At 68.5% G+C, this 20764-nt stretch carries 12 protein-coding genes and 2 pseudogenes; 11 read left to right on the top strand and 3 right to left on the bottom strand.

Annotation, left to right across the window (positions count from 1 at the left end):
- The first annotated feature begins 175 nt into the window (after positions 1-175).
- The gene (gene ngcE, locus ABTX62_RS25050) at positions 176-1630 is read left to right on the top strand and encodes an N-acetylglucosamine/diacetylchitobiose ABC transporter substrate-binding protein (protein ID WP_352118304.1); all 1455 of its coding nucleotides are present in this window, start codon (positions 176-178) and stop codon (positions 1628-1630) included.
- Positions 1631-1672: 42 nt separating this feature from the next.
- Positions 1673-2599, top strand: coding sequence for a carbohydrate ABC transporter permease (locus ABTX62_RS25045; protein ID WP_352118303.1), 927 nt, complete (start codon positions 1673-1675; stop codon positions 2597-2599).
- Between the two features lie 35 nt (positions 2600-2634).
- Here the strand turns inward: ABTX62_RS25045 and ABTX62_RS25040 are convergent, their stop codons facing one another.
- On the bottom strand, positions 2635-3828 hold the full coding sequence (locus ABTX62_RS25040) for an RNA-guided endonuclease InsQ/TnpB family protein (protein WP_352118302.1): 1194 nt from the start codon (positions 3826-3828) through the stop codon (positions 2635-2637).
- A gap of 152 nt (positions 3829-3980) precedes the next feature.
- On the opposite strand from ABTX62_RS25040, the gene ABTX62_RS25035 reads away from it, so the two are divergent.
- The 7 genes from ABTX62_RS25035 (at position 3981) to ABTX62_RS25005 (ending at position 13853) form a co-directional block, all read left to right on the top strand.
- Positions 3981-4904 (top strand): carbohydrate ABC transporter permease, encoded by a 924-nt coding sequence (locus ABTX62_RS25035; RefSeq protein ID WP_352118301.1) that lies wholly within the window; start codon positions 3981-3983, stop codon positions 4902-4904.
- Between the two features lie 438 nt (positions 4905-5342).
- The gene (locus ABTX62_RS25030; RefSeq protein WP_352118300.1) at positions 5343-6554 is read left to right on the top strand and encodes an ROK family transcriptional regulator; all 1212 of its coding nucleotides are present in this window, start codon (positions 5343-5345) and stop codon (positions 6552-6554) included.
- A gap of 134 nt (positions 6555-6688) precedes the next feature.
- Complete coding sequence (locus tag ABTX62_RS25025; protein WP_352118346.1) at positions 6689-7798, top strand: substrate-binding domain-containing protein; 1110 nt, start codon at positions 6689-6691, stop codon at positions 7796-7798.
- Positions 7799-7957: 159 nt separating this feature from the next.
- Positions 7958-8749, top strand: coding sequence for an ATP-binding cassette domain-containing protein (locus ABTX62_RS25020; RefSeq protein ID WP_352118299.1), 792 nt, complete (start codon positions 7958-7960; stop codon positions 8747-8749).
- On the top strand, positions 8746-10038 hold the full coding sequence (locus ABTX62_RS25015; protein WP_352118298.1) for a sugar ABC transporter permease: 1293 nt from the start codon (positions 8746-8748) through the stop codon (positions 10036-10038). Before ABTX62_RS25020 ends, ABTX62_RS25015 begins: the two co-directional genes overlap by 4 nt.
- A gap of 189 nt (positions 10039-10227) precedes the next feature.
- A complete protein-coding gene (gene dxs / locus ABTX62_RS25010; protein WP_352118297.1) occupies positions 10228-12153 on the top strand; it encodes a 1-deoxy-D-xylulose-5-phosphate synthase in 1926 nt (641 codons plus the stop codon).
- Positions 12154-12329: 176 nt separating this feature from the next.
- Positions 12330-13853, top strand: coding sequence for an amino acid permease (locus ABTX62_RS25005; protein ID WP_352118296.1), 1524 nt, complete (start codon positions 12330-12332; stop codon positions 13851-13853).
- A 42-nt stretch (positions 13854-13895) separates the two neighbouring features.
- On the opposite strand, the gene ABTX62_RS25000 is transcribed toward ABTX62_RS25005, so the two are convergent.
- Together ABTX62_RS25000 and ABTX62_RS24995 are read right to left on the bottom strand one after the other, a co-directional pair.
- Complete coding sequence (locus tag ABTX62_RS25000; RefSeq protein ID WP_352118295.1) at positions 13896-14270, bottom strand: NTP pyrophosphohydrolase; 375 nt, start codon at positions 14268-14270, stop codon at positions 13896-13898.
- Positions 14271-14314: 44 nt separating this feature from the next.
- Positions 14315-15218, bottom strand: a pseudogene (locus tag ABTX62_RS24995) (NAD(P)-dependent oxidoreductase).
- 320 nt (positions 15219-15538) lie between these two features.
- On the opposite strand from ABTX62_RS24995, the gene ABTX62_RS24990 reads away from it, so the two are divergent.
- Complete coding sequence (locus tag ABTX62_RS24990; protein WP_352118345.1) at positions 15539-19717, top strand: LamG-like jellyroll fold domain-containing protein; 4179 nt, start codon at positions 15539-15541, stop codon at positions 19715-19717.
- Between the two features lie 187 nt (positions 19718-19904).
- A pseudogene (locus ABTX62_RS24985) lies at positions 19905-20764 on the top strand (sugar-binding protein); the annotation flags it as partial.

The following is a 20764-nucleotide window of genomic DNA, read 5'->3' as shown; positions in this document are numbered from 1 at the left end:
GGCCAACCTTGTACTCGATCTTGATCCGCCGACGGAAAATGGACTATACCTGTCGGGCATTCACACGATCCGCACGTCAGCACCCGCACTTCCCTGCACGACCCAGCTTGACCCGATCGCGGTGCCGGAGGATCCGGTTCACCGCCTGAGTCCTGGAGAAGGCGAGGACTTGAGCATGGGATCCACTTCCGCCGAGAACCACGGCACCGAAGGTGTCGGCCGCCGCGATCTGATCAGGAGGTCTGCCGCGCTCGGTCTGATCTCCGTCCCCACCATGAGCTTCCTGTCGGCCTGCGCCAGCAGCGGCGGCGGCGACAGTGGAGACAAGGCCAAGGCCGGAAAGAAGACCGCGAAGAACCCGCTCGCCGTCAATGACACGGCCCGCATGGAATTCGTCCTGTTCGACGGCGGTTTCGGCAAGGAGTACGCCGAGGACGCCGTGAAGATCTACGAGAAGAACTTCCCCAAGGCCCAGGTGAAGTTCTCCGCCACCCAGAAGATCCAGTCCACCCTCCAGCCCCGCTTCAACCAGGGCACCCCGCCGGACCTCATCGACAACTCCGGCGCCGAGCAGATGGACATGGGCGTCCTGGTCGGCAAGAACCAGCTCACCGACCTCACCCCGCTGCTGGACGCGCCCTCCTACGACGACCCGGACAAGAAGGTCCGCGACACGCTGCGCCCCGGCATCGTGGAGATGGGCCAGTTCGACGGCGAGAAGGTCTGGATCCTGTACTACGCCTACACGGTGTACGGCGTCTGGTACTCGCAGAAGGCCCTGGACTCGCTCGACGAGCAGTACCCCGAGACCTGGGACCAGATGCTCGCGGTGTGCGCGAAGGCCAAGAAGAAGGGCATGGCGGGTTGGACGTACGCGGGCAAATACCCGTACTACCTCCCCTTCTCGCTCTACCCGATGATCGGCAAGGTCGGCGGCCGTGAAGTCCTCGACGCGATCGACAACCTGGAGCCGAACGCCTGGAAGCACCCGGCCGTCAAGGCCTGCTTCGAGGCGTACTACGAGCTCTACAGGAAGGGCTACGTCCTCAAGGGCACCCCGGGCCTGGACCACATCCAGTCGCAAACCGCCTGGGCCGAGGGCAAGGCGCTGTTCATCCCGAACGGCTCCTGGGTGGAGAACGAGTCCGCCAACGTCATCCCGGAGGACTTCGACCTGGCCGTCTCCGCGCCCACCGGCCTCGACTCCTCCGACAAGATGCCCTTCGGCACCATCTGGGCCTCCGGCGGAGAGCCTTTCATCGTCCCGGCCAAGGCGAACAACGCCGCCGGCGGTATGGAACAGCTCCGCATCATGCTCAGCGAGGCCTCCTCGAAGAACTTCACCGGCAAGGTGAAGTCGCTGACCGCGTACAACGGCGGTACCGACGGCGTCGCCCTCACCCCCGGTCTGAAGTCGGGTGTCGCGGCGCTGGACAAGGCCGGGGAGAACGTGGTGAATCCCCGTCTCCAGGACTGGTATGTGCAGTTGCAGAAGGAGAAGATCGGCGTGTCCGGTCTGGGCGAGATGATGGCCGGCCGCCTCACCCCGGCCGAGGCCATCAAGAAGATCCAGGCCTTCGCCGACGAGGCCGCCGAGGACGACTCCATCAAGCACTACAAGCACCAGTAACGGCACCGGAAACCCAATTCCCGCAACGGCACCGGAGTGGCGATGCAGCACGGCAAGTACCGGTTCATCGTGGGCTTCCTCGCGTTGCCCCTCGGCCTGTACGCGCTCTTCGTGGTCTGGCCGTTCATCCAGTCCATCTATTACTCGTTCACGGACTGGACCGGCCTGAGCCCCGAATACAAGATGGTCGGTTTCGGCAACTACAGCCGCATGCTCGATGACGACATCTTCTGGAAGTCGTTGCAGCACAGCCTGCTGTTCGCCCTCCTGCTGCCGGTGGTGACGATCGGTCTCGCGCTGTTCTTCGCCTTCATGATCAACGTGGGCGGCAGAAAGAGAAGGAACGGCCCGGTGATCACCGGCGTCCGAGGCTCCTCGTTCTACAAGATCGTCTACTTCTTCCCGCAGGTCCTCTCGATCGCCATCGTCGCGCTGCTGTTCGCGTTCGTGTACAGGCCGGACAGCGGCGCGATCAACTCGCTCCTGCGCGGCATCGGCCTCGACGACGTCCAGCCCCTGTGGCTCGGCGACCCCGACCTGGCGCTGTGGGCCGTCATGGCGGTCCTCGTCTGGTCCACGGTCGGCTTCTTCGTGGTCCTCTTCTCCGCAGGCATGGCCTCCATCCCGGCGGAGATGTACGAGGCGGCGCTCCTGGACGGCGCGAACCGCGTCACCACGTTCTTCCGGGTCACCCTGCCCCTCCTCTGGGACACGGTGCAGTCCGGCTGGGTCTACATGGGCATCCTCGCCCTGGGCGCCGAGTCGTTCGCGGTCGTGCAGATCATGACGACCGGACCGGGCGGTCCCGACTACTCGACCACCGTCATGGTCCTGTACGTGTACCAGAAGGCGTTCCGCGACGGGCAGGCCGCCTACGCCACCACCATCGGTGTCGCCCTGCTCGTCGTCACGCTGGCCTTCGCCGCCGTGGTGATGCGGCTGGGCCGTCGCGAGCGGCTGGAGTACTGACCGTTGACGTTCCTCTCCCTGAAGGGAGGGGATTCTTACGGCTCGCGCCGTGAGACTTCCTGGTTCATCGCCGACTGCCCGCCCGGAGTGCTCCGTTGAGGTCTTACACCAGCTCCACAGGCCGACACCGCCCGTCCGGCGGCCAGCATGTTCTTCGCTGCGTTCACGTCCCGATCGTGGGTCGTGCCGCAGTCGCACGTCCATGTGCGGACGTGCAGCGGCATCTTCTGCTGGAGGGTGCCGCAGGTGGAGCACAGCTTGGACGAGGGGAAGAAGCGGTCCACCGCGATCACTTCCCGCCCATACCAGGCGGCCTTGTACTCCAGCACGCTCCGGAACTCCGACCACGCCGCGTCGCTGATGGCGCGGGCCAGGGTCCGGTTCTTGACCATGTTGCGCACGGTCAGGTCCTCGATCACGATCGTTTGGTTCTCACGAACGAGTCGAGTGGTCAGCTTGTGGAGCCCGTCACGGCGACGGTCCGCGATACGGGCATGGATCTTGGCGACCTTACGCCGCGCCTTGACGCGATTGGCCGACCCCTTGGCCTTCTTCGCCAGACGCCGCTGAGCCAGGGCGAGACGGGAACGATCCTTGCGCTCGTGCCTGGGGTTGGCGACCTTCTCGCCAGTGGAGAGCGTGAGGAGGTGATCCAGGCCGACATCCACACCTACGGCGGCATTGCTCGCGGGCAGCGGCTTCACCGTCGGGTCGTCGCACAGCATCGACACGTACCAGCGCCCAGCCGCGTCCTGCGACACGGTCACCGTGGACGGCTTCGCACCCTCGGGGAGCGGCCGGGACCACACGATGTCCAGCGGCTCGCGCATCTTGGCGAGCGTCAGCTCACCGTCGCGGAAGCGGAAACCGCTGGTGGTGTACTCGGCGGACTTCCGGGACTTCTTCTTCGACTTGAAGCGCGGGTACTTCGCCCGCTTGCCGAAGAAGTGTGTGAACGCGACTTGCAGATGGCGCAGGCACTGCTGCAGCGGCACGGAAGAGACCTCGTTGAGGAACGCCAGTTCCTCGGTCTTTTTCCACGCCGTCAGCATCGCCGACGTCTGGTTGTAGTTCACCCGCTCCTGCCGCGTCCATGCCTCTGTGCGGGCGGCGAGCGCCATGTTGTAGACCTTGCGGACGCAGCCGAACGTGCGCGACAGCTCTGCTGCCTGCTCACCCGTGGGATAGAAGCGGTACTTGAACGCCCGCTTCACATGCGTCGTGGCCACTCTCACAAATTAGCGTCGGGACAGGTAAAGAACAAAGCTGCTGGTCAGAGCACGGGGTTTCGCCCAGGGGGCGAAACCCCGCACAATGCCCTGCTTCGCAGGGGTCCGTTTCCTCTCCGCCCTGGAGGGCGGAGTATCCACGGAGATTTCCGATGAAGACGACCGAAACCCCCGCGCTGCTGCCGGCCGAGTCCGGAGCCCCGATCACCAAGACGGACATCCGGCCGCCGGCACCCCCCAGGGAGAAGAAAGAGGGCACCGTCCTCAACGTCTTCTCCCACGGCGTCCTGGTCATCTGGGCGTTCATGGTGGTCATGCCGCTGCTCTGGGCGGTCATGACCTCCTTCAAGGACGACCGTTCCATCTTCAGCTCCCCCTGGTCGCTCCCGGACTCCCTGCGCTTCGACAACTGGTCACGGGCGTGGACCCAGGCCGACATGAGCGACTACTTCCTCAACACCGTCCCGGTGGTGGGTGGTTCGCTCATCGGCACACTGGTCCTCGGCTCGATGGCGGCCTACGTCCTGGCCCGCTTCGACTTCCCGGGCAACCGTTTCATCTACTACCTGTTCATCGGCGGCATGAGCTTCCCGATCATGCTCGCGCTGGTCCCGCTGTTCTACGTGGTGAACAACATGGGCCTGCTGAACAGCATCCACGGCCTGATCCTGGTCTACATCGCCTACTCGCTGCCGTTCACGGTGTTCTTCCTGACGGCGTTCTTCCGCACGCTGCCGACGTCGATCGCCGAAGCGGCCTTCGTCGACGGCGCGTCGCACAGCCGCACGTTCTTCCAGATCATGCTCCCCATGGCCAAGCCCGGCCTGATCAGCGTCGGCATCTTCAACTTCCTGGGCCAGTGGAACCAGTACATGCTCCCCACGGTCCTCAACACCGACCCGGACAAGCGTGTCCTCACCCAGGGCCTGGTCCAGCTGGCGGTCAGCCAGGGCTACAAGGGCGACTGGTCGGGCCTCTTCGCGGGCCTGGTGATGGCGATGCTGCCGGTCCTCGCCGCGTACATCATCTTCCAGCGGCAGGTGGTGCAAGGCCTGACGGCCGGCGCGCTGAAGTAGCCCTGAGCGGCGGTAGGCGCCCGGCGCTGTCGCCTTGCCCGCAGCCCGGGCGGGACGGGCGCGCACCACAACGCTCCCGCACGCGCCGTCGTACGCGAGGGGCCGTGCCGGGGGATGTCCGCCCGCAGCGGTCGGCGCGTCAACGAACAGCCGGTCGGCACGCAACCCCATCGCGCCGCTCCGAGGACGGACACCCTCCGGTGCCGACCCGCCGTCGGCGCCCGGTGAGGAGGTGCCCCCGAAACACCCCGGACAGCCGCACAGCCACCACCCCAGCAGAAAGCGCGTACCCCCACATAGCGCTCCGCGACGACCCGCGTACACCCCGGAATCAGTTCAACCTCTTGACGGGAGGCGACCCGAACGGCTCAGCTTAGAGTTCACTAGTTGGACATAGACGGGGTCTCATCGATGCGGCCCCGTGCGCAGGAGGTCGTCGTGGAGACTCCGGGGTCGCAGTCGTCGCTGCACCGAGCCAACCTGGAGCGGGTCGTACGAGCCGTGCGCCTGGCGGGCTCCCTCACCCAGGCCGAGATCGCGCGGACGACAGGTCTGTCCGCGGCGACGGTCTCCAACATCGTCCGGGAGTTGAAGGACGGCGGCACCGTCGAGGTCACTCCGACCTCCGCCGGCGGCCGCAGGGCCCGCAGCGTGTCGCTGAGCGGTGACGCCGGCATCGTCATAGGCGTCGACTTCGGCCACACCCACCTGCGCGTCGCGATCGGCAACCTCGCCCACCAGGTTCTCGCCGAGGAGTCCGAGCCGCTGGACGTGGACGCCTCGTCCACGCAGGGCTTCGACCGCGCGGAACAGCTGGTCAGCCGCCTGATCGAAGCCACGGGCGTCGACCGCTCCAAGATCGCCGGAGTCGGTCTCGGCGTCCCGGGCCCCATCGACGTCGAGTCCGGCACCCTCGGTTCGACCGCCATCCTCCCCGGCTGGACCGGCACCAACCCCGCCGAGGAGCTGCGCGGACGCCTCGGCGTCCCCGTGCACGTGGACAACGACGCCAATCTCGGCGCCCTCGGCGAAATGGTCTGGGGCAGCGGCAGGGGCGTCCGCGACCTGGCCTACATCAAGGTCGCGAGCGGTGTCGGCGCCGGCCTGGTGATCGACGGCAAGATTTATCGCGGACCCGGCGGCACCGCTGGAGAAATAGGACATATTACACTCGATGAATCCGGCCCGGTGTGCCGTTGCGGCAACCGCGGCTGCCTGGAGACCTTCGCGGCCGCGCGGTACGTGCTCCCGCTCCTCCAGTCCAGTCACGGCACCGATCTGACCATGGAGGGCGTCGTACGGCTCGCTCGGGACGGAGACCCGGGCTGTCGTCGGGTGATCGCCGACGTCGGCCGCCACATCGGCAGTGGGGTGGCCAATCTCTGCAACTTGCTGAACCCGAGCCGGGTGGTCCTCGGCGGTGATCTCGCCGAGGCCGGTGAGCTGGTGCTCGGGCCGATCCGGGAGTCTGTCGGCCGCTACGCGATCCCCAGTGCGGCACGCCAGTTGTCCGTTCTCCCCGGTGCCCTCGGCGGCCGTGCGGAGGTGCTCGGAGCGCTCGCTCTCGCTCTCAGCGAGATGGGCGATTCGACCCTTTTGGACGGGACTGCCACGGGCCCCCTGAAGGCCACTGCCCCTGCCTTCACTTAGAGAACGGATGGCACCGTTGCCATCTCGTTAAGGATTTACTTCTTGACGTCGCACGTGTGGCCGAGTTGACTTCCAGCCACCTCGGCCGCAATGTCGCGGCCTCGTCAGGGAGGTTTCTAGAAGTGAACACCCGCATGCGCCGCACCGTCTTCGCCGTCGCCGCCACGGCCATGGCCGTTTCCCTCGCCGCCTGTGGCAGCGCCAAGGAGGCCGACGGCGGCAGTGACTCCTCGTCGGACGCGGCCGCCAAGAAGGGCGACAACATCAAGGTCGGTCTCCTGCTCCCGGAGAACCAGACCGCGCGTTACGAGAAGTTCGACCGGCCCCTGATCGAGAAGCAGATCAAGGAGCTGACGAACAACAAGGGCGAGGTCGTCTACGCCAACGCCAAGCAGGATGCCACGACCCAGAACCAGCAGGTCGAGACCATGATCACCAACAAGGTGGACGTGCTCATCCTGGACGCCGTGGATGCCAAGGCCATCGCCAACTCGGTGAAGAAGGCCAAGGATGCCGGCATCCCGGTCGTCGCCTACGACCGCCTGGCCGAGGGCCCGATCGACGCCTACACCTCGTTCGACAACGAGCAGGTCGGCAAGACCCAGGGCGAGGCCCTGCTCAAGGCCCTGGGCGACAAGGCCGAGGACGGGCAGATCGTCATGATGAACGGGTCGATCACCGACCCGAACGCCGCCCTGTTCAAGAAGGGCGCCCACTCCGTCCTCGACGGCAAGGTGAAGATCGGCAAGGAGTACGACACCAAGGAGTGGAAGCCGGAGAACGCCAACAAGAACATGGAGGGCGCCATCTCCGCCCTCGGTAAGGACAAGATCGTCGGCGTCTACTCCGCCAACGACGGCATGGCCGGCGGTATCATCACCGCGCTCAAGGCCGGCGGCTTCGACAAGCTGCCGCCCGTGACCGGCCAGGACGCCGAACTCGCCGGTGTGCAGCGCATCGTCGCCGGCGAGCAGTACATGAGCGTCTACAAGCCGTACGCCCCCGAGGCCGAGGCCGCCGCGAAGATGGCAGTCGCGCTGGCCCACGGCGAGTCGCTCGACTCCGTCGCCAAGGACAAGGTCGACAGCCCCACCACCAAGGGCGTCCCCTCCGTGCTCGTCCCGGTCGTCTCGCTGACCCAGGACAACATCCAGGACACCGTCATCAAGGACGGCGTCTACACCGTCAACGAGATCTGCACCGCCAAGTACAAGGCCGCCTGCGACAAGATCGGCCTCAACTAAACGGTCCGACGGTCGTCCCGCAGGTCACCAGGCCTGCGGGACGACCGCGCACAGCTCCTCCGGCGCCCCGCACACACCAGCCCCGCAAGCTAGGCGGGGCGCCGGACGGAACCCCCAATTCTTCTGCACTACCTTCCGCCGGGTCAGGCGGCGAAGGAGATGATTCACGTGTCCGCTACGCCCGTGCTGGCGTTGCGCGGGGTCTCCAAGCGATTCGGTGCCGTCCAGGCGCTCACCGACGTAGAGCTTGAGGTCCATGCCGGTGAAGTGGTCGCCCTGGTCGGCGACAACGGCGCCGGAAAGTCCACGCTGGTCAAGACGATCGCCGGCGTGCACCCCATCGATGACGGCGTCATCGAGTGGGAGGGCAAGGCCGTATCGATCAACAAGCCGCACGACGCCCAGAACCTGGGCATCGCGACCGTCTACCAGGACCTCGCGCTGTGCGACAACATCGACGTCGTCGGCAACCTGTTCCTGGGCCGGGAAGTGCGCCGCCGCGGCGTCCTCGACGAGGTCGAGATGGAGCGCCGCTCGCGCGAGCTGCTCGACACGCTGTCGATCCGCATCCCCAGCGTCCGCATCCCGATCGCCTCGCTCTCCGGCGGTCAGCGCCAGACCGTGGCCATCGCCCGCTCCATGCTCGGCGAGCCGAAGCTGGTCATCCTCGACGAGCCGACCGCGGCGCTCGGCGTGGAGCAGACCGCACAGGTCCTCGACCTGGTCGAGCGGCTCCGTGAGCGCGGCCACGCCGTGGTGCTCATCAGCCACAACATGGCCGATGTGAAGGCGGTCGCGGACAAGGTCGCCGTGCTGCGCCTCGGGCGCAACAACGGTGTCTTCGAGGTCAAGTCGACCTCACAGGAAGAGATCATCTCCGCCATCACCGGTGCCACGGACAACGCCGTGACCCGCCGTGCGGCGCGCACCAACGGGGAGGCTCAGAAGTGAGCATCGAAAAGACCTCCACGCCCACCGACGGGCACGTCGTGGAGAACCCCGAGGCCGCCCCCGGCTCCGACACCGCCGTCGACCCCCGGCTGCTCGTCCGGGAGCAGGGCTTCGCCGGCTACCTCACCGAGTTCAAGCGCAAGATCCGCGGCGGTGACCTGGGTTCCATCCCGGTCGTCGTCGGCCTGGTCGTCATCTGCGTCACGTTCCAGAGCCTGAACTCGGCGTTCCTGTCCGCGAAGAACCTCAACGACATCTCCGTCGCCATGGTCGCGACCGGCATGATGTCGGTCGGCATCATCTTCGTGCTGCTGCTCGGGGAGATCGACCTGTCGGTCGGCTCGGTCAGCGGTGTCTCCGGTGCCGTCTTCGCCGTCCTCTCCATCACCCACGGCGTGAACGAATGGCTCGCCCTGGTGATCGCCGTCGTCGGCGGCGCGGCGATCGGCGCCCTGCACGGCTTCTTCTTCGCCAGGATCGGGGCTCCGGCCTTCGCGGTCACCCTGGCGGGGTTGCTGTTCTGGAACGGCTTCATGCTCCAGCTGCTGGGCCAGAACGGCACCATCAACCTCGACAGCGAGGGCGTGGTCGGGCAGCTGACCACGTACTACTTCTCCGACGTCGCCGCCGCGTACGGCCTGGCGACGCTCGCCGTCGCGGGTTACTTCCTCTCCGCCTTCTTCGACAGCCGCCGCCGGGAGGCCGCGGGAGTCCCGTCCCGGCCGCTGAGCGACATTCTGCTGCGCACCGGTCTGCTGGCCGTCGTCGCCTACGCCGCCGCGGTCATGTTCAACCAGTACAAGGGCCTGCCCCTGGCCCTGCTGCTGTTCCTCGTCGTCCTGGTCGCCATGGACTTCCTGGTGCGCCGCACCTCGTACGGCCGCAAGGTGTTCGCGCTCGGCGGCAGCGTCGAGGCGTCCCGCCGCGCGGGCATCAACGTCGTCGCGGTCCGTGTCTCGGTGTTCGCCCTCGCGGGCCTGTTCGCCGCGATCGGCGGCCTCTTCTGGGCCTCCAAGATCGCGGCCGCCAACCAGAGCGCCGGCGCCGGTGACCTGCTGATGAACGTCATCGCGGCGGCCGTCATCGGCGGCACCAGCCTCTTCGGCGGCCGCGGCCGCATCTGGAACGCCCTGCTCGGTGTCATGGTGATCACCTCGATCCAGTACGGCCTGGCCCTCCAGGGCACCGGAGCGCCGGTCCAGTACATGATCACCGGTGGCGTGCTGCTGGCGACCGTGGTCATCGACTCGGTCACCCGCAAGACCCAGCGGACGGCGGGTCGCGCGTAACGCCGCCGACGGCCGTCCGGAAGCTGTGCCCGGCACCCCAGGGGTGCCGGGCACAGCCGTGTCATGGAGCGGGCCGTAACCGGGTACGGCACATCGGGTGACGTACGACGCACCGCCCGGACGCCTTCCGCCGCGGCGGAACATTAGACTCGACAAGCCCGGCAACAGCTCTACTGCAAGGAGGCACGGGTGCCGCTGCTGACCCGCATCAGGGGACCGCGCGATCTGGACCGGCTCAACCTGGAGGAGCTGAACCAGCTGGCGGAGGAGATCCGGACCTTCCTCGTGGAAGCGGTCTCCAAGACCGGCGGACACCTCGGCCCCAACCTCGGCGTGGTGGAGCTCACCATCGCCCTGCACCGGGTCTTCGACTCGCCCAAGGACAAGGTGCTCTGGGACACCGGCCACCAGTCCTACGTCCACAAGCTGCTCACCGGCCGTCAGGACTTCTCGAAGCTGAAGATGAAGGGCGGCCTGTCGGGCTACCCCTCGCAGGCCGAGTCCGAGCACGACGTCATCGAGAACTCGCACGCCTCGACCGTCCTCGGCTGGGCCGACGGCATCGCCAAGGCCAACCAGATCCTGGAGCGCGACGACCACGTCGTGGCCGTGATCGGTGACGGGGCGCTGACCGGCGGCATGGCCTGGGAGGCGCTGAACAACATCGCCGACGCCAAGGACCGCCCGCTCGTCATCGTCGTCAACGACAACGAGCGCTCCTACGCGCCGACCATCGGCGGCCTCGCCAACCACCTGGCGACCCTGCGCACCACCGACGGCTACGAGCGCTTCCTGGCCCGCACCAGGGAGGTCCTGGAGCGCACGCCCGTCGTCGGACGGCCGCTCTACGACACCCTGCACGGCGCCAAGAAGGGGCTGAAGGACTTCATCGCCCCGCAGGGCATGTTCGAGGACCTCGGCCTGAAGTACGTCGGCCCGATCGACGGGCACGACCTGGAGGCCCTGGAGTCGGCGCTCGCCAAGGCCAAGCGGTTCGGCGGGCCGGTCATCGTGCACTGCCTCACCGAGAAGGGCCGCGGCTACCAGCCCGCCCTCCAGGACGAGGCGGACCGGTTCCACGCCGTCGGCAAGATCCACCCCGACACCGGCCTGCCGATCGCCAGCGCCGGCGCCGACTGGACGTCCGTCTTCGGCGAGGAGATGGTCCAACTCGGCGAGGAGCGCGAGGACATCGTCGCCATCACGGCGGCCATGCTCCAGCCGGTGGGCCTGGACAAGTTCGCCAAGCGTTTCCCCAAGCGCGTCTACGACGTCGGCATCGCCGAGCAGCACGGCGCCGTCTCCGCGGCCGGTCTGGCCACGGGCGGCGTGCACCCGGTGTTCGCCGTGTACGCCACGTTCCTCAACCGCGCCTTCGACCAGGTGCTGATGGACGTGGCCCTGCACAAGTGCGGCGTCACCTTCGTGCTCGACCGGGCCGGCGTCACGGGCACCGACGGGGCCTCCCACAACGGCATGTGGGACATGTCGATCCTTCAGGTCGTCCCGGGGCTGCGGCTGGCCGCGCCGCGCGACGCCGACCAGGTGCGCGCCCAGCTGCGCGAGGCCGTCGCCGTCGACGACGCGCCGACCGTGGTCCGCTTCTCCAAGGGCGCCGTCGGCCCCGCCGTGCCCGCCGTGCGGCGCGTCGGCGGCATGGACGTCCTGCGCGAGCCCGGCACCGACCGGCCGGACGTGCTGCTGGTCTCGGTCGGTGCCCTCGCGCCGATGTGCCTGGAGATCGCCGGTCTGCTCGACAAGCAGGGCATCTCCACGACCGTCGTCGACCCGCGCTGGGTCAAACCCGTCGACGAGGCCATGGCGCCGCTCGCCGAACAGCACCGCGTGGTCGTCACCGTCGAGGACAACAGCCGGGTCGGTGGCGTCGGTTCGACGATCGCCCAGGCGCTGCGCGACGCGGGCGTGGACGTGCCGCTGCGGGACTTCGGGATCCCGCCGCGCTTCCTCGACCACGCCTCCCGCGCCGAGGTCCTGGCCGAGATCGGTCTGACCGCGCCGGACATCGCCCGGCAGGTGACCGGCCTGGTCGCCAAGCTGGACGGACTCCCCACCGGCCGCAGTGCCGCGGACGCCGTGGAGAGCGCGCGCGACTGACCGGGCCGACGGGGCCGATGCGGCCGAACGGGTACCGGACGGTTACCGGACGGGCCGGTTTCCCCACCAAGAGGGTGGGGGAACCGGCCCGTTGGCGTGAATTCGTCCGTGCCGGGGCATACGGGTGATGCCACCTCTCGATCATGTCGAGGACGACGAGCGTGGGAGGTAACCCCGTGAGCAGTACCCTCTTCCGGACGAAGAAGGTCGAGCAGTCCATCCTCGACACCGAGGAGCCGGAACACGCGCTCAAGAAGTCCTTGTCCGCGCTGGATCTGACCGTCTTCGGCGTCGGTGTGATCATCGGTACCGGCATCTTCGTTCTCACCGGCACAGTCGCCAAGAACAACGCCGGGCCGGCCACGGCTCTGGCGTTCGTGGTGGCCGGTGTCGCCTGCGCCCTGGCCGCCCTCTGTTACGCCGAGTTCGCCTCCACCGTCCCGGTCGCCGGGTCCGCCTACACGTTCTCGTACGCCTCCCTCGGTGAACTGCCCGCCTGGATCATCGGCTGGGACCTGGTTCTGGAGTTCGCACTCGGCACGGCGGTGGTGGCCGTCGGCTGGTCCGGCTACATCCAGTCGCTCATGGACAACGCGGGCTGGGTGATGCCCGCGGCCCTGGGCAGCAGGGAGGGCGCCGGCACCTTCGGTTTCGACATCCTCGCCGCCGCGCTGGTCCTGGTCCTCACCGGCATCCTCGTGGTCGGCATGAAGCTGTCCGCGCGGATCACGTCGGTCGTCGTCGCCATCAAGGTGACGGTCGTCCTCGTCGTCATCATCGCGGGCGCGTTCCTCATCAAGGCCGACAACTACGACCCGTTCATCCCGAAGGCGCAGCCCGTGGAGGCCGGGGCGAGTCTCGACTCCCCGCTGATCCAGCTGATGTTCGGCTGGGCGCCCTCCAACTTCGGCGTGATGGGCATCTTCACCGCCGCCTCGGTCGTGTTCTTCGCCTTCATCGGCTTCGACGTCGTGGCCACGGCCGCCGAGGAGACCAAGAACCCGCAGCGCGACATGCCGCGCGGCATCCTCGGCTCCCTCGTCATCTGCACGACGCTGTACGTCCTCGTGTCGATCGTCGTCACCGGCATGCAGCATTACAGCCAACTGTCCGTCGACGCCCCCCTCGCCGACGCGTTCAAGGCCACCGGGCATCCCTGGTACGCGGGCTTCATCAGCTTCGGCGCCGCGGTCGGCCTGACGACCGTGTGCATGATCCTGCTGCTCGGTCAGACGCGTGTGTTCTTCGCGATGAGCCGCGACGGCCTGCTGCCGCGCTTCTTCTCGCGCGTCCACCCGCGGTTCAGGACACCGCACCGGCCGACGATCCTGCTCGGTGTGATCATCGCCGTCCTCGCCGGGTTCACGCCGCTGACGGAGCTGGCCGCGCTGGTCAACATCGGCACGCTGTTCGCCTTCGTGGTCGTCGCCATCGGTGTGATCATCCTCCGCAAGAGCCGCCCCGACCTGCCCCGGGCCTTCCGCACCCCGTGGGTGCCGGTCATCCCGATCCTGTCGGTGTGCGCCTCGCTGTGGCTGATGATCAACCTTCCCGCCGAGACGTGGGTCCGCTTCGCGATCTGGATGGCCGCCGGCTTCGTCGTGTACTTCCTCTACGGCCGCTCGCACAGCCGACTGGGCCGGCACGAGGAGACGACGGTGCAGGAGGCGGAGAAGGGCGAGCCCGGAAGCAGCGCGTAGCCGGACCCCGGAGCCCGGGCGCGGGCCGCGCACGGCAATCGGCTACGGCCGAACCGTGCGCGGCCCCGCCACTTCCGCCCCCGACTCCGTCACTCGCCGCCGCAGTTCCCGATCCGCGGTCACCACCAGGCAGGGCCGTCCGCCCGCCCGCGCGACCAACTCGACCATGTGGTCGTCCCCGCTGCCGGCGGCGGACTCCACCCGCACCCCCGGCACGCTCTCCACACCACGAGCGGCCCCCTCGACGACGAGCACGATCTCCACGTCCGCCCCTGCCCGCCCCGGCACCCCGTCCGCCGCCAGCCGGTCCCGCAGCCGCTCCGCGGCCCCCCGCCGCTCCCGCCACCACCCGTCGGGCACCGACCCCACGACGTTCGCGGCGTCGACGATCACGAGCAGGGCAGTGTCCTCAGTCATGGGGCAAGGGTGGCACGGGCTCCGCCCGGCGAGGAGCGCCCGGCTCACTCGGCGGCCTGCTCCCCGTCCCCCGCGAAACTGGCGAAGTACGCCGCCGCCATGTCCTCGTCTCCATGCCCCAGCGCGGCCGCCCGCTCGAAGCGCCGCGCAGTCGCCTCGGCCACGTCCAGGCGGGCGCCGTACCGCTCGCCGGCCTCCACGATGAGCCGCGCGTCCTTGGCGGCCGTCCCCACCGCGAACTGTGCCGGGGACAGCCCGTCGTTCAGCACCAGCCCGGCCGTGGCCCGCAGATACCCCATGTCGAGCGGGCCGCCGTCGATCACCTCGAAGAACCGCTGCGGGTCGACGTCGAGGGCCTTGGACAGCGCGAGCACCTCACCGGCGGCGTTGGTCACCGCGAGTACCCAGCTGTTGGCGACCAGCTTCAGCCTGGTCGCGGTGCCCGCCCCGCCGTCCTCACCGGTCCACACCGTCCGGGCGCCGACGGCGTCGAACACCTGAGTCAGCGTCTTCCGCCCCTCTACCGGCCCCGCTGCCAGCACGGTCAGCTGACCGGCCTCGGCGGGCTGTCGGGTGCCCAGGACGGGGGCGTCGTAGAAGACCAGGCCGTGCTCGCGGGCGAATCCGGTCAGCTCGGGCATGGCGTCGATGCCGACAGTCGTCGACTGCATCCACGCGGCACCGGAGCGCAGCCCGGGCGCCGACCCCCCCCGCATCACGTCCAGCGTCCCGGGACCGTCGTACAGCATGGTCAGGACGACGTCGGCACCCTGGACCGCCTCGGCGGGGGTGCCGGCGACGAAGGCGCCGTCGGCGGCCAGGGGTTCGGCCTTGGCCCGGGTGCGGTTCCAGGCGCGGACGGTGTGCCCGGCCCCTCACGAGATTGCGGGCCATCGCGGCGCCCATGATGCCGGTGCCCAGGACGCTCACGGTGAGCTTGTCGGTCATGACGTCGGCTTCCTGTTCTCGTACGGACGTTGCTACCAGTGATGTGACCAAGATCATGATCACCCGCGTGAGGCGGTTTCCGTATGCCCTGATTCTCCTCTCGATCATCACGCTTTCCTCGGAGTACAGTCCGTCAGCTTGTTCTCATGAAATCTTCATATAGGGGGGTGAGGTGTGTGAGCACCGAAGGGAAGTCGCGAAGACGCGTCGTGGGCGGCGCGCTGTCCGTGGCCCTGGGGCTGGGCCTGGTGGTCGCACTGCCACCTGCGGCGACCACGACCGCATCGGCCTCGGCACAGCAGCAGACGTCCGCACCGACCATGAGTGCTGAGACCCTGTCCGAGGCCGACGCGCTGGCCGAGGCCAAGCGGACCGGCAAGGACGTGGAGATCCTGTCGCTGCGTGGCGAGAGCAACGAGGTGTACGCGACACCGGACGGCAAGCTGGAAGCGCGGGAACACCTGCGCCCCGTACGCGCCCGGGTCGACGGCGCGTGGAAGCCGATCGACACCGGCCTCGCGAAGCGCGCCGACGGTACCGTGGCGCCCGGAGCGACCACGGTACGGCTGGAGTTCTCCGGAGGCGGCGACGAACCCCTGGTACGCATGGAGCGCGCCGGACGTGAACTCGCCCTGTCCTGGCCGACGCAGCTTCCGGCACCGGAACTCGACGGGGACATCGCCACCTACCGGAACGTTCTTCCGGAGGTGGACCTGCGTATGGGCGCGCAGGAGGACGGTTTCACCCAACTGCTCGTCGTCAAGTCCGCCGAGGCAGCCGCCAGTCCAGAACTGAATGAACTTCGGCTGAGGCTGTCCGCTCAGGATCTGGAGGTACGCGAGACTGCCACGGGCGGTCTGGAAGCCGTCGACGTGGGTGCGGGCAGCACGGTGTTCGAGGCGCCGCGACCAGTCATGTGGGACTCCAGCACCGGCGAGAGCGCGACCGCCGCGGCCAAGTCGGGCGGAAGCGTGGAGCGTGCCAAGGTCGCCCTCGTGGCCGGGGGCGGGGAGGCCGCTCCGACGGGAGGAAGCGGCGACGGGACCGCCGCCGCCGAGTCCGGCAAGCTCGCGCCCGTCGACGTGGAATTGCTCGCCACGGGCCGGGAACTGGTCCTCAAGCCGGACCAGGCCGTCCTGAGGGGCCTGGAAACGCAGTACCCAGTCTTCATCGACCCGCAGTGGTACTCGCCCAAGGCGACCGCGTGGACGATGGTGTCCAAGTACTGGGCGTCGGCTCCGCAGTGGAAGTTCAATGGCGAGTCCACCGCCGGCATGGGCTACTGCGGCTGGCACTACTGCCAACCGCACGACACCAAGCGGCTCTTCTACCGCATCCCGGTCTCCAAGTTCGCGGGCCGGAGCATCCTGTCGGCGGAGTTCGTGGTGCGCAACACCTGGTCGGCGTCGTGCTCGGACCGCGGGGTCCAGCTGTGGCTCACCGATGACATCAATTCGTCGACCACCTGGAACTCCCAGGACAAGTCGAGCTTCTGGAACGACCATCTCAAGACGGAAAGCTTCGCCCACGGCTACGACGGCTGCGCGGCCAAGGACGCGGAGTTCGACGTGCGCTCAGCGGTCCAGCAGGCGGCGAGCGGCAAGTGGCCGACGATGACCTTCGGTCTGAGAGCATCCAGCGAAACAGACAAGTACGGCTGGAAGCGCTTCTCGGACGACGCGTTCCTGCGGGTCAAGTACAACCGCCCGCCGTCCCAGATCAAGATGTCCCAGCTGACGGCGGAGTACGGCGGCACCTGCAAGAAGCCCTCGGCGCCTGCCCGCGTGGGCACGCTGGGCAAGGTCTACGCGAACAACGTCACCGACCCCGACGGCGACAAGATCGCCGTCCAGTTCCAGGCCAAGTGGGACTCTGGTGACGGCAAGGGCCTCATCGCCCGGTGGAAGCCCGCGCTGACCTCGTACAAGAAGTCGGGCTCCAATTTCTCCGTCACGCTGCCATCGGTCACCGCGAACAAGACGGTGCACTGGTACGCGCGCTCCTATGACGGGGGCCAGTACTCGCCGTGGTCGTACACCGGTGACCCCACGGGCTGTTACTTCGTCTACGACACCAAGGTGCCCAAGGCACCGACGATCGCATCCGGTGAGTACCCGGCCTCCGACCCGGAGAACCCCGGGGACCCGTGGTACGACGGCGTCGGCAAGTACGGCTTCTTCGACATCGACGCGGCCGAGACCGATGTGACGAAGTACTGGTTCGGTATCAACGGTGACCCGACCTCGAAGAACACGCTGACCACGTCCTCCGGTGCCCTGAAGACCGCCCCTGTGCTGCCCGCCAAGGCCGGGCTCAACTTCATCACGGCGCAGGCGTTCGACTCGGCGGGGAACGACAGCGAGATCCGTACCTACCAGTTCCGGGTCAAGGCCGGACAGCCGGAGCGGGCGACCTGGCAGCTGGACGAGGGCGCCGGGGCGAGCGCGGCCAAAGGCTCGGCGCCGGAGCGCACCGCGGAGCTGCGCGGCGGTGTCACTCTCGGTGTGGCGGGGGTCAAGGGTAACGCGGCGTCGTTCGACGGTGTAGACGACTACGCGGTCACGGACATCCCCACGGTGGACACCTCGACCGGCTTCTCGGTCTCGGCATGGGCGAAGCTGTCGGCGATGCCGGCCCGGGCGGCGATCATCGCGGCGCAGCCCGGCAACCACTCCCCGGGATTCGAGCTGTACTACTCGAAGGCCTACGACCGGTGGGCGTTCAACCAGTACACGTCCGACACCGCGGGCGCGGGCATCGTACGGGCCATGCAGGCGTCGCCGGGCGGCGTCAAGGCCGGTGAATGGACCCATCTGGTGGGCTCCTACAGCGCGACCAGCGACGAGATGAAACTCTACGTCAACGGACAGACGGCCGGGACCACGACGTACGACTCGCCGTGGGACGCGCGGCGCGGGCTCCAGATCGGCGCCGGCTCCTACACCGGGCAGCCGGGGTCGTTCTTCCCCGGGGCCATCGACGAGCTTCAGATCTTCGACAAGCCGGTGTCGTCCGGCGAGGTGACCCGGCTGTACGGGAAGGACTCGCTCATCTCGGGCCGCAGCGCACGGACGGTGTTCCCGCTGGACGACAAGGCCACGGACAGCGCGGGCAACCCCACGACCGTCCTGACCGGTGCCGCGGAGGTCGCGCCCGCGACGTTCTACGGAGGCGTCACGCCGGGGCAGCCCGGCGTCGCGGGCAAGGCCCTGACCCTCGATGGGAACGGCGACTACGCCTCCACCGGGCGGCCGCTGCTGAACAACCAGCGCAGCTTCGCGGTCTCGGCCTGGGCCAAGCTGCCCAAGACCAAGCCTGACCACGCCGCGGTCGTCGTGACCCAGACGGGCGCTCACCGGCCCGGCCTCGAGCTTTACTACTCCAAGGCGTACGACCGGTGGGCGGTCAACCAGTACTCGTCGGACACCTCGACCGCCACCCCGGTCCGGGCGATGCAGGCCGATGGGCAGACCGCCTACGGCGACACCTGGACCCACCTGGTGGGGGTACACGACACCGTCGCGAACAAGCTCACCCTCTACGTCAACGGCGTCAAGGCGGGGGACACGGATCTCCAGGCCGGGTGGTACGCGGGCGGCGCGGTGCAGATCGGCGCCGGCTCCTACGACGGCGCGCCAGGATCGTTCTTCCCCGGCCAGATCGACGAGGTCAGCCTGTTCGACCGGCCTGTCTCCGGCGATGAGGTCCGGCAGATGTTCCGGCAGCGGCCGTTGGTCAAGGGCCGCTGGCTGCTGGACACGGTGGCCACCGGCACCCCGGCCACCAGCCCGGACGCCTCCGCCGAGAACCGGGCCCTGACCGTGGGCGGCGGTGCGAAGACAGGGTTCGGCTGGGTCGACGATGGCGCGCTGGAACTGGACGGTGTCGACGACTACGCGGCCACCACCGCGGCGCCGCTCGACACAAGTGCCAGTTTCACGGCGATGGGCTGGGCCCAGTCCGCCGGTGAGCCGACCGACAGCGCCGCCGTCCTCAGCGCACCCGGTGCGTCCAACAGCGCCTTCGCGATCCGGCACGTACCGGCCGCCGAGGGTGAGGCGGGCGCGGGGAGCTGGCAGATCTCGATGCCGGACTCCGACGCGGCGGACGCCACCGTCGTACGCACCGAGAACCAGCAGTTCTACGACGCACGGGACTGGAACCATCTGGCGCTCGTCTACGACGGCTTCGCCAAGGAGGCCCGCCTCTATGTGAACGGGCAGCTGGAGGAGGTCGCCTGCGCGGACGACGACGGTGACGGCGAGTCCGACGACACCACCTGCGCCGACCGGTTGTCGTGGTCCGAGAACGTCCTGTCGTACAAGGCCACGGGCGGACTCCAGATCGGCCGCGCCCGCACGGCGGGGGCGTGGGGCGAGTACTGGCCCGGCGCCATCGACGACGTCTGGGCCTTCCAGGGCACGCTGAGCGAGTCCCAGATCGCTCATCTGTCGCTGGGCATGCCTGGCGTCGGCACCGAGGTACCCGGCACTGACTGACCGGAAGCGGTGCCGACCCGTCGCCCTGTGCGTACGGGCCGGCACCGCGCCACCGCCCGGGTCTGGCCCGGGCCGCCGCCGGCTTCACACGAGCTGTCACACATCAAGGGGAACAATGAGGGATACGGGACGACCTGGCCGCGCGGCCCGATGGAGACGGAAGACCGCACTGGCTTCCGGAATAGTCATGATCGCCACGTTGCTCCAGGGCATCACCGCGCCCGCGAACGCGGGAGCCGTGGCGGACGACGGACGGGGCCGGCCTGCCCTGCCGAAGGCGGAGCGGCCCGTGGCCGGTTCCGCGGCCAAGATGAAGCCCCGCACCCTTGAACGCGGCCCGCGCACCCCGCGGACCGCTCCCAAGGCCGAATGGCCGGGGGCGGGTTCGGGCCGGGTGACACTCACCGGGACCCCGGCGGGAGCGAAGGGATCGGCGAGCGGGAAGGACGCGCAGGGCTCGAAGGGCGCGGCTCAGGCTCCGGTCAGGGCAGGCAAGCTGCCGGTCTCCGTCGGAGCCGCGAAGACGCGCGGTGCCGCCGGTGCCGTGCGGGTCGAGCTGGCCGGGCGGGGGCAGACCCGGAAGGCCGCGATCGACGGGCTGCTCGTGACACTCGCCCCCGAGCGCACGGACTTCACCGACGGCGCTGCCCGGGTACGCGTCGACTACCGCGACCTCGCACAGGCCTACGGCGGCGGCTACGGCGCCCGGCTCGGCCTGGTCCAGTTGCCCGCCTGCGTCCTGAGGACGCCGGAACGGGCCAAGTGCCGTACTCAGAAGCCGCTCGAGAGTGTGAACGACACGGAGGGCGGCGCGCTCACCGCCCCGTCGGTGCGGCTCAGCTCCGCGCAGCCGACCGTGCTCGCCGCCGTGGCGGATGACAGCGCGGCCATCGGCGACTACAAGGCGACCACTCTCGCCCCGTCCGCGACCTGGCAGACCAACCTCAACACTGGTGACTTCGCCTGGTCCTACGACATGGGTGTCCCCGAGGTGCCCGGCGGGCTGAAGCCGAGCATCGGACTCGGCTACTCCTCCGGCTCGGTCGA

It is taken from the genome of Streptomyces sp. NPDC096046 (genome assembly GCF_040303285.1).
GTDB lineage: Bacteria > Actinomycetota > Actinomycetes > Streptomycetales > Streptomycetaceae > Streptomyces.
This window is presented reverse-complemented; position numbering and strand designations above follow the sequence as displayed.